This is a genomic window from Arthrobacter sp. 10N43, assembly GCF_056394525.1.
The window spans coordinates 1-12,190 of sequence record NZ_JBFTIA010000012.1 but is presented as its reverse complement, the minus strand read 5'-3'; the positions used below and the strand labels follow the sequence as shown (position 1 = coordinate 12,190).

At 66.8% G+C, this 12,190-nt stretch carries 11 protein-coding genes and 1 pseudogene; 5 read left to right on the top strand and 7 right to left on the bottom strand.

What is annotated here, in order from left to right:
• Positions 1 to 20 precede the first annotated feature (20 nt).
• The 3 genes from AC1DDO_RS18465 to panB all read right to left on the bottom strand — a co-directional run bounded on the left by AC1DDO_RS18465 (position 21) and on the right by panB (position 2,493).
• Positions 21 to 791, bottom strand: coding sequence for an MBL fold metallo-hydrolase (locus AC1DDO_RS18465; protein ID WP_476972474.1), 771 nt, complete (start codon positions 789 to 791; stop codon positions 21 to 23).
• A 102-nt stretch (positions 792 to 893) separates the two neighbouring features.
• Positions 894 to 1,283, bottom strand: coding sequence for an SHOCT domain-containing protein (locus AC1DDO_RS18460; RefSeq protein WP_441410353.1), 390 nt, complete (start codon positions 1,281 to 1,283; stop codon positions 894 to 896).
• 235 nt (positions 1,284 to 1,518) lie between these two features.
• Positions 1,519 to 2,493: a 3-methyl-2-oxobutanoate hydroxymethyltransferase gene (gene panB, locus AC1DDO_RS18455; protein WP_476868040.1), complete on the bottom strand. Its 975-nt coding sequence runs from the start codon at positions 2,491 to 2,493 to the stop codon at positions 1,519 to 1,521.
• Positions 2,494 to 2,756: 263 nt separating this feature from the next.
• On the opposite strand from panB, the gene glnA (AC1DDO_RS18450) reads away from it, so the two are divergent.
• The 4 genes from glnA (AC1DDO_RS18450) (at position 2,757) to AC1DDO_RS18435 (ending at position 8,184) form a co-directional block, all read left to right on the top strand.
• Positions 2,757 to 4,097 (top strand): type I glutamate--ammonia ligase, encoded by a 1,341-nt coding sequence (gene glnA / locus AC1DDO_RS18450; RefSeq protein ID WP_120954845.1) that lies wholly within the window; start codon positions 2,757 to 2,759, stop codon positions 4,095 to 4,097.
• Positions 4,098 to 4,106: 9 nt separating this feature from the next.
• A complete protein-coding gene (locus AC1DDO_RS18445) occupies positions 4,107 to 7,118 on the top strand; it encodes a bifunctional [glutamine synthetase] adenylyltransferase/[glutamine synthetase]-adenylyl-L-tyrosine phosphorylase (protein WP_476972473.1) in 3,012 nt (1,003 codons plus the stop codon).
• Between the two features lie 76 nt (positions 7,119 to 7,194).
• A complete protein-coding gene (locus AC1DDO_RS18440; RefSeq protein WP_476868042.1) occupies positions 7,195 to 7,611 on the top strand; it encodes a VOC family protein in 417 nt (138 codons plus the stop codon).
• A gap of 57 nt (positions 7,612 to 7,668) precedes the next feature.
• Positions 7,669 to 8,184: a GNAT family N-acetyltransferase gene (locus AC1DDO_RS18435; RefSeq protein ID WP_476868043.1), complete on the top strand. Its 516-nt coding sequence runs from the start codon at positions 7,669 to 7,671 to the stop codon at positions 8,182 to 8,184.
• A gap of 145 nt (positions 8,185 to 8,329) precedes the next feature.
• Here AC1DDO_RS18435 and glnA (AC1DDO_RS18430) read toward each other — a convergent pair whose 3' ends face one another.
• Positions 8,330 to 9,754: a type I glutamate--ammonia ligase gene (gene glnA / locus AC1DDO_RS18430; RefSeq protein WP_223985745.1), complete on the bottom strand. Its 1,425-nt coding sequence runs from the start codon at positions 9,752 to 9,754 to the stop codon at positions 8,330 to 8,332.
• 284 nt (positions 9,755 to 10,038) lie between these two features.
• Between glnA (AC1DDO_RS18430) and AC1DDO_RS18425 the strand changes: the two genes are divergently transcribed.
• Positions 10,039 to 10,476 (top strand): RDD family protein, encoded by a 438-nt coding sequence (locus AC1DDO_RS18425; RefSeq protein ID WP_441410347.1) that lies wholly within the window; start codon positions 10,039 to 10,041, stop codon positions 10,474 to 10,476.
• Positions 10,477 to 10,624: 148 nt separating this feature from the next.
• On the opposite strand, the gene AC1DDO_RS18420 is transcribed toward AC1DDO_RS18425, so the two are convergent.
• From AC1DDO_RS18420 to AC1DDO_RS18410, 3 genes and pseudogenes are all read right to left on the bottom strand, one after another.
• Positions 10,625 to 11,026: a DUF3817 domain-containing protein gene (locus tag AC1DDO_RS18420; RefSeq protein WP_476868044.1), complete on the bottom strand. Its 402-nt coding sequence runs from the start codon at positions 11,024 to 11,026 to the stop codon at positions 10,625 to 10,627.
• Between the two features lie 165 nt (positions 11,027 to 11,191).
• Positions 11,192 to 11,941, bottom strand: a complete 750-nt coding sequence (locus tag AC1DDO_RS18415) for a DUF4191 domain-containing protein (protein WP_476868045.1) — start codon at positions 11,939 to 11,941, stop codon at positions 11,192 to 11,194.
• A gap of 90 nt (positions 11,942 to 12,031) precedes the next feature.
• A pseudogene (locus AC1DDO_RS18410) lies at positions 12,032 to 12,190 on the bottom strand (lipoyl synthase); the annotation flags it as partial.

Below are 12,190 nucleotides of genomic sequence, written 5' to 3'. Positions count from 1 at the left end.
GGTAGCTGCCGGAGGCCGGCTCAGGGCGGCAGCACCCACGATTCGCCGGGTGCGAGGACCACCGCGGTGCAGCCCGGAGCCTGCTCCGCCACGGCGTCGGCAAAGCGGCGCCCGGGCTGTTCGAGCCAGGTCCGGGCGAAGAGTGTGACCATAGGCGGGTGCAGCGTTCCCCAATGCACCGGCACGGCGAATCGGGCGCCGCTCATCGCCACAGCCCGGGCCGCGCTCTCCGGAGTCAGGTGTCCCGCCGAAAGCCTGGGTCCCCACCCCCAGACGGGCACCAGGGCCACATCGATGGGCCCGCCAGCCATGACGGGGATCGAGGCCATCTCCGGATACAGTCCCGTGTCGCCGGCGATCCACACGGTGCCCGACGGTCCCCGGACCAGCTGTCCGTTGGCGTCGTTGGGGCGGTGTGGCATGGGGCGGCTACGGTGCTCGGCCGGCACCTGGCGTATCTGGACCCCGGCCTGGGCTCCGGTGTCTACGGGGGTCCAGTCGTCGCCCAGGGCAACTGCGCGCAGCAGCAGCCGGCGCCTCAACCAGTCGACGTTCGCCGGAGCGCTCATCAGCGTCGATCCGTGCAGCATGCGCAGGGAGCGCAACTCCGCGTGGTCGTGGTGCAAGTGGGAGAGGAGTACAACGTCCGGCCGGCTCCACGCCGTCGGGGCCGGCCGCGGTGCCAGGCGTCGCAGCAGTCCCGCATGAGGACGAAGCAACGGATCGGTCAGGATCCGTGCCCCGTCGATGTCCAGGACCACTGTGGAGTGACCCAGCCAGGTGAGTCTCATGGCTTCCCTTGCCCCGCCCAGGGCGGTGGCCGCGAGGGCGGGGCGTAGGCCCGTTGACTGTGTCAGATGTCGGCGTCTGGTGTTCTACGTCAGGCGTCCGTGTCAGGCCAGGGCCTTTGTCTTGAGGGAATCAAACTCGGTCTGGTTGATGGCTCCGGAATCAAGCAGAGCCTTGGCATCGGCGATCTGGGCGGCCGGACTGGCCGACTTGCCTGCGACCTGCTGGATGTACTGCTGCTGGGCGGCCTGCTGCTCGGCAACGGCCTTCATCGAGCGTTCCGTCATGCTGCGGCCCCGGGCAATCAGGTAGATAAGTGCGCCGAGCCACGGCACGAAGACGAGCAGTATTACCCAGCCGGCCTTGGCCCAGCCGCTCAGCGTGTGGTCGCCGAACATGTCAATCAAGCAGCGGAACCACACCATCAGCGCGGCGATCCAGATGAAGAACCAGAAACTCCACAGGATGACGTTCCAGAAGTTACCCGTGTCCATCGCTACTCCTCTCTAAGTGTCCGCCGGTGTCTGGCCCATCGCTTCATGCACGAATTTGGGTCGGCGGAACAACTGCCCAGGTCCTGTTGCGGGCCTTTGATGTCAGCGTGCCCGGACTCCCGGCGCAACGCATCCTCCGAGAAGGATGAGGTATCGCCGCAGGTCACGCTGTGGACATCAGGAGCGAATGCCTTCTGGGCACTCGGGTGGCTTGGAAAGAGGGCTCCGAGAAGGCTTAGAAGGAGTGCTCCGGGCCGGGGAACTGGCCGGAACGGACGTCCTCGCCGTAGGCCGTGGCGGCGTCACTGAGTGAGGTCCGCAGGTCAGCGTACTGCTTGACGAATTTCGCCATCTTTCCACCCCGCAGGCCCGCCATGTCCTGCCACACCAGGACCTGCCCGGTGGTGGCGTTGCCGGCGCCGATGCCGACGGTGGGGACCTCGACGGCGGCATCCACGGCCGCCGCCGTCGCGGCCGGGACCATTTCCATCAGTACGCAGAACGCGCCGGCTTCGGCCAGCGCGACGGCGTCCTCGATCAGCCGCTCGGCGTCATCGCCGCGGCCCTGGACCCGGTAGCCGCCGAGGGCGTGCTCGCTCTGCGGGGTGAAACCGATATGCGCCATGACGGGAATGCCGGCCTGGACCATGGCGCGGACCGTCTCGGCGTAGAACTTCCCGCCTTCGATCTTGACCGCGTGTGCCAGGCCCTCCTTGAGGAACCGGACGCCGGTGGCCACCGCCTGCTGGGCGGAGACCTCGTAGCTGCCGAAGGGCAGGTCCGCCACCACCAGGGCCCGCCGCGCGGAACGGGCGACGGCCCGGCACAGAGGAAGGAGCTCGTCAACCGTCACGGGAAGGCTGGTCTCGTTGCCGAAAACGTTGTTGGACGCCGAATCACCCACCAGCAGCACCTCGATGCCGGCCTGGTCAAAAATCTCGGCGGTGTACTGGTCATAGGCGGTCAGCATGGCGAAGCGCTCACCGTTGACCTTGGCCTGGTGCAGATGATGCGTGCGGATCCTGGCCGCCGGCTTCCGGGACGCATCGGCTGTCCCGCCAGCGGCACTACCACCGCCACCACCAGGGGCAATACCAGCGGCGCCGCCGCCGGTTCCGCCGGCTCTAGCCACCGAGGCCGCCGGGCCGGTGCCGTAGGGGGCCGCAAGTTCTGCGGGCGTGCTGGAATCAGAGCTGTTGCTTGTGGCCATGCCACGAGCGTAGTGCGATACGTGGCGTTGCAGCCACCCGGGGAACTGGCCCGGGCCAGTGAATCACGTCACTCGGGCGCCCCGCGCCGATGGCCAACGCCGCCCCGCGCCGCGAAAACCTCCGCCTTTGTGTTAACGGTGTGTTACGCGGGGGTCCGGCTTCAGCAATCGGTGGCAATGATTAGTAAAGTGAATCGTGAGCAACCGCGGGGCCCATGAAAGGCCGGGCCTGGGGCGGATGGAAGAACCGGAAAGAGGCCAGAATGGACCGCCAGCAAGAGTTTGTCCTGCGGACGATCGAAGAGCGCGATGTGCGGTTTGTGCGCCTTTGGTTCACCGACGTCGTGGGATCGCTCAAGTCCGTGGCCCTGGCCCCGGCCGAAGTGGAAGGCGCATTCGAGGAAGGGCTCGGATTCGACGGGTCATCGATCGAAGGCCTGGCCCGCGTCTTTGAATCCGACATGCTCGCCCAGCCGGATCCGGCCACGTTCCAGATCCTGCCGTGGCGCGGCGAGACAGAGGCGACCTCGCGGATGTTCTGCGACATCCTGACGCCCGACGGCGAACCGTCCGCAGCCGACCCGCGCAACGTCCTCAAGCGGACCCTGGCCAAAGCCGCGGACATGGGCTTCACCTGCTACACCCACCCCGAGATCGAGTTCTACCTGCTCAAGTCCCAGCAGCCGGGCCCGGACGGGTCGCCGGTCCCCGTGGACGAGGGCGGCTACTTTGACCACGTTCCTGGCGGCGTGGCCCAGGACTTCCGCCGCACCGCCGTGACCATGCTCGAATCCGTGGGCATCTCGGTGGAATTCAGCCACCACGAGGCCGGCCCGGGCCAGAACGAGATCGACCTGCGCTACGCGGACGCCCTGCAGACCGCGGACAACATCATGACCTTCCGGACGGTCATCAAGGAAGTCGCGCTGCAGCAGGGCACCTACGCCACCTTCATGCCCAAGCCCTTCACGGCCCACCCCGGATCCGGCATGCACACGCACTTCTCGCTCTTCGAAGGTGACACCAACGCCTTCTACGAGGCCGGTGCAGAGTTCCAGCTGTCCGAGACGGCGCGTCAGTTCATCGCCGGCATCCTCAAGCACGCACCCGAATTCACAGCAGTCACCAACCAGTTCGTGAACTCCTACAAGCGGCTCTGGGGCGGGGGAGAGGCGCCGAGCTACCTGAGCTGGGGCCACAACAACCGCTCCGCGCTGGTCCGCGTCCCGCTGTACAAGCCCGGCAAGGGCCAGTCCGCACGGATCGAGTACCGTGGCATCGACTCCGCCGCCAACCCCTACCTGGCCTACGCCGTGCTCCTCGGTGCCGGTCTCAAGGGCATCGAAGAGGGCTACCAGCTCCCCGCGGCGGCCGAGGACGACATATGGTCGCTGAGCTCCGCGGAACGCCGCGCCATGGGCCACGACCCGCTGCCGGCGAGCCTGCACGACGCCATCCGGACCATGGAGGATTCCGAACTCATGCCGCAGATCCTCGGCGAGCAGGTGTTCGAGCACTTCCTGCGCAACAAGCGTGCCGAATGGCAGGACTACCGCCTCCAGGTGACGCCCTACGAGCTGCAGCGCAACCTCGGCATTCTGTAGGCTGCCCCAGTGAGCCTGGCACGGCGCCTCATTGCCGCCGGCTTCAGTGATCTCGACAAGGGCGAGCGGTTCCTGGCTGCCCGGGAACTGGAGGGTCTCGACCAGGATGCCCTCTTTGCCGGGCTGCAGCTGGCGGCCAACCCGGACACGGCGCTGCAGTCCTTGGTCCGGCTGATCGAGAAGCACCCGGAGCTGCGCAAGCTCGCCGTCGCCGATTTGGAAAGCAGCGAAGCGCTGTACCGGGTCCTGGGTGCCTCCGAGGCGCTGGGGGAGTTCCTGATCCGCCACCCGGAGCACCTCGACGCGTTCGATGTCAGGGCCAGTCCGGAACCGATGGCCGCGAATGCCGGAGACCTGCGGTCCCGGCTGCTCCAGTCGGTGCGGGCCGATCCCAAGTCCGCCCGGCCGGTGGCGGGCCTAAGCGGCCAGGAGGCCTATGCGGCCCTGCGGACCGCCTACCGTCGCGGACTGGTGGAACTCGCCATCAAGGACCTGTGCGCCGCCGATCCGCTGGACTTCATGCCGGCCGCCGGTGCCGAACTGGCCGACCTCGCCGGCGCCGCGCTTGAGGCGGCCCTCGCCGTGTCCCGGGCCGAGGCCGCGGAGAAGTTCGACGCCGCGGAAGTGTCCGACGTCGGCCTCGCCGTGATCGGCATGGGCAAATGCGGAGCCCGCGAACTGAACTACATTTCCGACGTCGACGTCATCTACGTGATCGATGCCGGGACACTGGAGGACGCCCAGGCCATTACGATCGGCACCGTCCTGGCCTCCGGGATCTCGCGGGCGATCATGTCCACGAGCCGCGAACCGGGGCTGTGGGAAGTGGACGCGAACCTCCGGCCCGAGGGAAAGTCCGGGCCGCTGGTCCGGACCCTGGCCTCGCACGAAAACTATTACGCCCGCTGGGCCGAGAGCTGGGAATTCCAGGCCCTCCTGAAGGCCCGGACCATCGCCGGCGACGCCGCCCTGGGGGCGCGCTACGAAGCAGCCGTGTCGCCGTTGATCTGGTCCTCGGCCGGCCGGGAAGGTTTTGTCGAATCCGTCCGCGCCATGCGCCGGCGGGTCACCGAGCACATTCCCTCCGATGAGGAACAGCGGCAGATCAAGCTGGGCCGCGGGGGACTGCGCGACGTCGAGTTCACCGTCCAGCTGCTGCAGCTCGTGCACGGCAAGTCCGATGAATCACTGCGCTGCCGGGACACCACCTCGGCCATCGCCGCGCTGTCCGCGGGCGGGTACATCGGCCGTTCGGACGCCGCGGAATTCGACCGCGACTACCGCTACCTGCGCCTGCTCGAACACCGGATCCAGCTGTTCCAGCTGCGGCGCACCCACCTCATGCCGGTGAACGAAGCGTCGCTGCGCTCCCTCGCCAAGGCCGTCCTTGGGCCGTTCTCCGCCGAGCGGCCCAAGCCGGACGCCCTCGTGGCCGCCTGGCGGAAGACCAAGCGCTCGGTCCGGGAACTCCACGAGCGCATTTTCTACCGCCCGCTGCTCAATTCCGTCGCCACTTTGAGCAGCGAGGAGGCGCGGCTTACGCCGGAGGCCGCCCAAGGCCGTCTCGCCGCCCTCGGCTACCTCGATCCCCGCGGCGCCATGCGGCACATTGAGGCCCTCACCGCCGGCGTCAGCCGGCGCGCGGCCCTCCAGCGCCAGCTCCTGCCGATCCTGCTGGACTGGCTCGCCGACGGCGTGGACCCCGACGCCGGGCTGCTCGCCTTCCGGCGCGTCAGCGAGGCCCTCGGCACCACGCACTGGTACCTGGGCATGCTCCGGGATTCGACGGCCGCGGCCGAGCGGCTCTGCCATGTGCTCGCCAACTCCCGGCTGATCGCGGACCTGCTGGAGGTTTCGCCGGAGTCAGTGGCGTGGCTCGGCACGGACAAGGACCTGGTGCCGCTCAGCTTCGAATCCCAGTGGCTGGAGATCACCTCGAAGATGTCCCGGCACTCGGACCCCGAGAGCGCAATGCGGCTGATCCGGCTGATCCGGCGCCGGGAAATCCTCCGGATCGCCATTGCGGACAGTGAAGGGCTGCTCGACCAGGGCCAGGTGGGTGTGGCCCTCGCCGATACCGACCGGGCAGCAGTCCTGGGCGCGCTGCGCGTGGCGGAGACGATCGTCACCGCCGAGGAACCGCTGAAGACGCACCTGTTGGTGGTGGCGATGGGGCGCCAGGGCGGCCGGGAGATCGGCTATGGCTCGGACGCCGACGTCATGTACGTCCACCGCGGACTCCCGGGCGTGCCGGACGAGGAGGCGCAGGCACAGGCCCTGCAGATCGTAGGCAAGCTCTCAAGCCTGCTGACCCAGCCGCTCAAACCGGCGATCCTGGCCGAACGGGTGCTGGCGGTGGACGCGGACCTGCGCCCCGAGGGCAAGAGCGGGCCCATGGTGCGGTCCCTGGAATCCTATGCCGAGTACTACCGCCGGTGGTCCCTCGTCTGGGAGGCCCAGGCGCTGCTGCGGGCGCGCCCCATGGCCGGCGACGATGAGCTGGCAGAGGATTTTGTGGCGCTGATCGATACGATCCGGTACCCGGAGTCGTTGTCCGACCAGGACGCGCGGGAGGTCCGGAGGGTCAAAGCCAGGGTCGAGGCGGAGCGCCTCCCGCGCGGGGCCGATCCCGCCCGGCACCTGAAGCTTGGCCGGGGCGGGCTGAGCGACGTCGAATGGCTGGCGCAGCTGCTCCAGCTTCAGCACGCCGGCGAGCACCCTGAGCTGCGGACCACATCCACCGTGGAGGCCCTCGAGGCGGCCGCGGCCCTGGACCTGATGGACGCGGGGGACACCGTCATCCTCCTCCGGGCGTGGCGGCTGGCGAGCCGGATCCGTTCGGCCAACGTCATCTGGACCGGCCGGACCTCGGACCTGCTGCCCTCCTCCCGTCGCGACCTTGAGGCCGTTGCGCGCTGGTGCGGCTACGGCCAGGGCAACGCCGCGGAGCTGGAAGAGGACTACCTGCGGCTGAGCCGGCGCGCCCGGGCAGTTTTCGAGCGCGTCTTCTACGGCAACTAGCGCCCCGCCGGCGGCCCACGGATTACTGGCACCGGCCCTACAGACACGTGCTGCCGGGCGATGCTACCTTGGGCGGATGGCCAGGCAACTGTTTGTTAATCTTCCCGTCCGGAATCTCGATACGACTGTTGAATTCTTCACAGCGCTGGGATTCACCTTCAACCCCGCCTTCACCGATGAAAACGCCACGTGCATGATCGTCAACGACGGCGCCTACGTGATGCTGCTCGTCGAGTCCTACTTCAAGACGTTCACCTCGAAGTCAGTTGCCGCTACGGCTGACACCGCCGAGGCCATCATGTCCTTCTCGCTGGAGAGCCGGGAAGCCGTGGACGAGGTCATCCGAACCGCCCTCACCTCCGGGGGCACGGCCTCGGAAGAAGCCCAGGACTACGGCTTCATGTACACCCACAGCTTCCAGGACCCCGACGGCCACCTCTGGGAAGTGTTCTGGATGGATCCTGCGGGGCCGCCCAAGGAGGCTGCGCTCTAGCCCTGTCCCGTTGACGGGAGGCGCTGCAGGCACCGTCCGCGCGGGTACGCTGGCTACATGTCCGGACATGTTTGGCTGCTGCCTCTGAAGAACTTCGACAACGACGCCCGGGACATCAAACTGGGGGAGATCGCTCTGCTGGAACTCGGCGAGGGGCAGCAAAAGTTCGTCGGCGAGCCGCTGCGGATGATGCTGATCGCGCTCGAAGAGGAGTCCCGGTATCCATTCGCCGTGGATCAGAACGGCACCGCCGTCGGCGTGCTGACGCTCCAGGCCGGAGCGGCGACGCTTGCGGGCTGGCCCGACGACGACTCGGCGTGGCTCCTGCGTGGCTTCCTGATCGACCGCCGGCAGCAGGGCAAGGGCCTCGGCACCAGCGCCGCGGACGCCGCAGTGCGGGAGGCTGCCAAACTGACGGCGGGCCTGGGCACTGGCCAGTCCGGCGTCGTCCTCTCCGTCAACGAACTGAACCCCGGCGGGCTGGCCGCCTACCGCAAGGCCGGTTTCGAGGACCGCGGCCGCTACGAAGGCGGCGACGCCGGCCCGCAGCGCATCATGTACCGGGCATTCTGAACAGAGGTTAGTTTGGCGTCCGTGGGCCAGCGGTACTGGTTGGCCCTGATGACGAAAAGAGAGCCCGCACAGGCCGCCATCGCCGAAGCTCTGGCAGCCCGTGCGGGCTCTCTGTGGACTAAATCTGGTTTAGCCAGTGATCTAACTAGACGCCGTAGTAAAGCTCGAACTCGTACGGGTTCGGGCGCAGCGAGAGCGGACGGATCTCGTTCTCGTACTTGTACTCGATCCAGGTGTCGATCAGGTCCTGGGTGAAGACGCCGCCGGCTTGCAGGAACTCGTTGTCCTCGGCCAATGCCTCCAGGGCCTCCTCGAGGGTGCCCGGGGCCTTGGGGATGTCCTTGGCTTCTTCGGCCGGGAGCTCGTAGAGGTCCTTGTCGATCGGAGCCGGGGGTTCGATCCGGTTGCGGATGCCGTCAATGCCGGCCATCAGCTGGGCGGCGAACGCCAGGTACGGGTTGGAGGAGGGGTCCGGCGCGCGGAACTCGATGCGCTTGGCCTTCGGGTTGGAGCCCGTGATCGGGATACGGATACCGGCGGAGCGGTTGCCCTGCGAGTAGACCATGTTGACCGGGGCTTCGAAACCCTTGACCAGGCGGCGGTAGGAGTTCACCGTCGGGTTGGTGAAGGCCAGGACGGCGGAGGAGTGCTTCAGCAGGCCACCGATGTACCAGCGGGCGGTGTCGGACAGGCCGGCGTAGCCCTTCTCGTCGTAGAACAGCGGCTCGCCACCGGTCCACAGCGACTGGTGGCAGTGCATGCCCGAGCCGTTGTCACCGAAGACCGGCTTCGGCATGAAGGTGACCGACTTGCCCCAGGCATCGGCGGTGTTCTTGATGACGTACTTGAACTTCTGCAGGTCATCAGCCGCGTGGGTCAGGGTGGTGAACTTGTAGTTGATTTCAGCCTGGCCGGCGGAGCCGACTTCGTGGTGGCTGCGCTCGACCTCAAGGCCGGCCTCGTCCAGTGCAACACACATGGCGTCGCGCAGGTCGGCCTGCTTGTCGGTGGGGGAGACCGGGAAGTAACCGCCCTTGACGGGGGTCTTGTAGCCGAGGTTTCCGCCCTCTTCCTCGCGGCCGGTGTTCCAGTGGGCTTCCTCAGAGTCGATCTTGTAGAAGCTGCCCTGCGGGGAGGACTGGTACTGGACGTTGTCGAAGACGAAGAACTCAGCCTCGGGGGCGAAGAACGCGGTGTCCGCAATGCCGGTGGAGGCGAGGTAGGCTTCGGCCTTCTCGGCCACGCCGCGGGGGTCGCGGTGGTACGGGTCGCCGGTGCGCGGGTTCACGATCGAGAAGTTCAGCGCAAGGGTCTTCTCCATGCGGAACGTGTCGATGAATGCCGTGGTCACGTCCGGGATGAGCTGCATGTCAGACTCGGCGATGCCCTGGAAGCCGCGGATCGAAGATCCGTCGAAGAGCTGGCCGTTGACGAAGAAGTCGGCGTCAACACTCTTGGCCGGCACGTTGAAGTGCTGCTGAACGCCAGGAAGATCGGTGAAGCGGATATCGACGAATTTGATGTCTTCGTCCTTGATGAACTTGAGGACTTCGTCCGCAGTCTTGAACATCTATGCTCCTTACGCATATGAAAAATCTGGCCGTCAGGCACATTGGTCCAGCGCAGTCCAACAGCGGAGAAGGCAAAAAAGCTTCCCCGCTTCGCAGTCGCTAGCAACTGTTACCACCCTAAGGACGTGGGATTTCCCCGCAGTGTCCGTATTGTTTCGGGGAGGTTACAGAATGCCCTGACAAGTAAACGCTAGTCGCCGGTCCACACTGTGACCTACATGGTCCACAGTGTGACACACTACCGCCCACACTGTGGACGGGCCAGAGCCGATAAGATTGAACCGTGGTTGATCGCAAAGACATCGGTTCATGGCTCACCGGGCCGGACACATCCGGCATATCCAGGTACCCGGGGGAGCGGCTGGGATTTCCCGAGGCCGGCCCCGGATCGATTGCCCGTGCCGGCCGGCGCATCCTGGCGATCTGCATTGACTGGGCCATCGCGCTGCTGATCAGCAATTTCGCCTTCGCCGGCGATTCCTGGGCCACCCTTGCCGTGTTTGCCATCGAGCAGATCCTGCTGATCGGCACCCTCGGCTACAGCATCGGCCACAGAATCGTGGGTATCCACGTGGTCCGGCTCGGCGGCGGTCCGGCGGGCCCCCTCGCCGCCCTGGTGCGCACAGTGCTGCTATGCCTCGTGATCCCGGCCGTCATCTTCGATCCAGACCAGCGCGGCCTCCACGACAAGGCCATGGATACCGTACTCGTCCGCATGTAGGACCTTCCCGCCGGATGCGCGACGTCGGTCCTTGCCGGTGCGCGCCGGCCAGACCCGTTGGGTCGGGCCCGGCCTGTACTAACTAGCGTCGGTCGGTAGCAATCAGCGCCGGTCAGTACCAATCAGCGCCCGTCGGTAGCAATAAGTATCAGACCCGGGCGGATAGGTCGTCGTCGTCGCGCGTCACTTCTTTTTCCTGTGCCCCTGCAAATTCCTGTGCCCGTGCGGGTTCGCCGGCGGCATTGAGGTGGCCCCGGCGCCCGGCCCAGCGTTCAAACCAGATGGTTGCAAAGGGAAAAACGGCGGACAGGCCGGAGAGCAGGGCAACCCGGAACGGCCAGCGAAGCTTCGCCCACAGGCTCAGTGCCGCGGCTGCGTAACCGATGAAGAACGCGCCGTGGATCGGGCCGGCAATCTCCACGCCGAGTTCCGTCGTCCGGGTGACCCATTTGAGCACCATGCCCACCAGCAGCGCGGCCCAGCTGAACGCTTCGGCAATGGCCAGCCCCCGGAAAATGCGAATGATGGTTGCGGTCGGTGGAAATGTCATGCGTTTCTCCTGGTTCCTGGCGTCAGTCGGGTCGGTCTTCAGCGCTCACGGAGTTGATCTGGGGCGGTAATGGAAACGCCCCGGCTGGCGGCCTGGAGCGGCCGTGAACCGGGGCGATTCTGTAGTACGGGTGGTTCTGAAATGCGTGGATGCTGCCGGCGGGGCCTAGCGACCGCGGGTCGGGCGGGCCTTGTAGGGATCGATGCCCTTCGGGATGGGCAGGCGGCCGCCGAGCGAGGAAATTCGCTTGGACACCGCGCTGACCTCGGTCTTGGTCAGTTCGCCCTTGAGCTTGTTCATCTTGCGGGCGACCTGGCTGAGCGGCACCTGGCCTTCGCCGCGGCCGCTCTCGATCACGTGGATGGTGACGTTGGGGAGGATGCGTGCAAGACGTTTGCGCTCGGCGTCAACCAGCGGCTTGACCCGGGCGCTGGGGCCTTCGCTGACGAGAACGACGCCGGGACGGCCGATGGCGCGGAAGACGGCGTCCTGCGTGCGGGGGTTCACGGCGACGGGCTGGTCCTCGGTGATCCAGCCGCGCTTGAGCGTGCCCAGTGCGGCACCTGAAGCGCCCGGCTGGTTCTCGATCTGCGCAAATGCAGCGCGTTCGGCGCGGCGGGACAGGATCAGCGTGGCCGCAAGGGCGCCCAGCGCGATGCCGATGATCAGGCCGGTGACCCAGTTTTCCAGCAGGAAGCCGACCAGGAGGCTGACGGCGACAACGCCCAGGAACGCAAGCAACATGAGCCACGGAACCATGGGGTCGTGGCGGCGCGTCATCTGGAAGACTTCGCCGATCTGCTTCAGCCGGCTCGGCTTCTTGGCCTTTGCTTCCTTGGGCTTACGGGAGAAAAGACCGCGCTTCGGAGCATCGGAAGCCGGGCTGGAGCTGCTGGGATCAGGGGAATTCGCCATAGTGCCTTAATTCTACGTGATTCACGGCCAAGGGCCGGCACCAGATGACTCCGGCGCCGGCCCTTGGCTGGAAGGGTGTTGCAGTTGGGTTCAGGAATGGGCGGCGAGCAGGGAGCTGGCTTCCTGGCGGGTGCTGCCGGAGCTTTCGATGTGCGCGAGTTCGGCGGGGATTTCCCAGCCCTTCTTGCGCATCGCGGTGGCCCAGAGCCGGCCGGCGCGGTAGGAGGAGCGCACCAGCGGCCCGGACAT

Coding starts and splice junctions, on each gene's coding strand:
- panB (WP_476868040.1), bottom strand. CDS start 2,493: ATGGCCACAAGCAACAGCTCTGATTCCAGCACGCCCGCAGAACTTGCG.
- AC1DDO_RS18460 (WP_441410353.1), bottom strand. CDS start 1,283: ATGGACACGGGTAACTTCTGGAACGTCATCCTGTGGAGTTTCTGGTTC.
- AC1DDO_RS18420 (WP_476868044.1), bottom strand. CDS start 11,026: ATGACATTTCCACCGACCGCAACCATCATTCGCATTTTCCGGGGGCTG.
- AC1DDO_RS18465 (WP_476972474.1), bottom strand. CDS start 791: ATGAGACTCACCTGGCTGGGTCACTCCACAGTGGTCCTGGACATCGAC.
- AC1DDO_RS18440 (WP_476868042.1), top strand. CDS start 7,195: ATGGCCAGGCAACTGTTTGTTAATCTTCCCGTCCGGAATCTCGATACG.
- AC1DDO_RS18435 (WP_476868043.1), top strand. CDS start 7,669: ATGTCCGGACATGTTTGGCTGCTGCCTCTGAAGAACTTCGACAACGAC.
- AC1DDO_RS18415 (WP_476868045.1), bottom strand. CDS start 11,941: ATGGCGAATTCCCCTGATCCCAGCAGCTCCAGCCCGGCTTCCGATGCT.
- glnA (WP_120954845.1), top strand. CDS start 2,757: ATGGACCGCCAGCAAGAGTTTGTCCTGCGGACGATCGAAGAGCGCGAT.
- glnA (WP_223985745.1), bottom strand. CDS start 9,754: ATGTTCAAGACTGCGGACGAAGTCCTCAAGTTCATCAAGGACGAAGAC.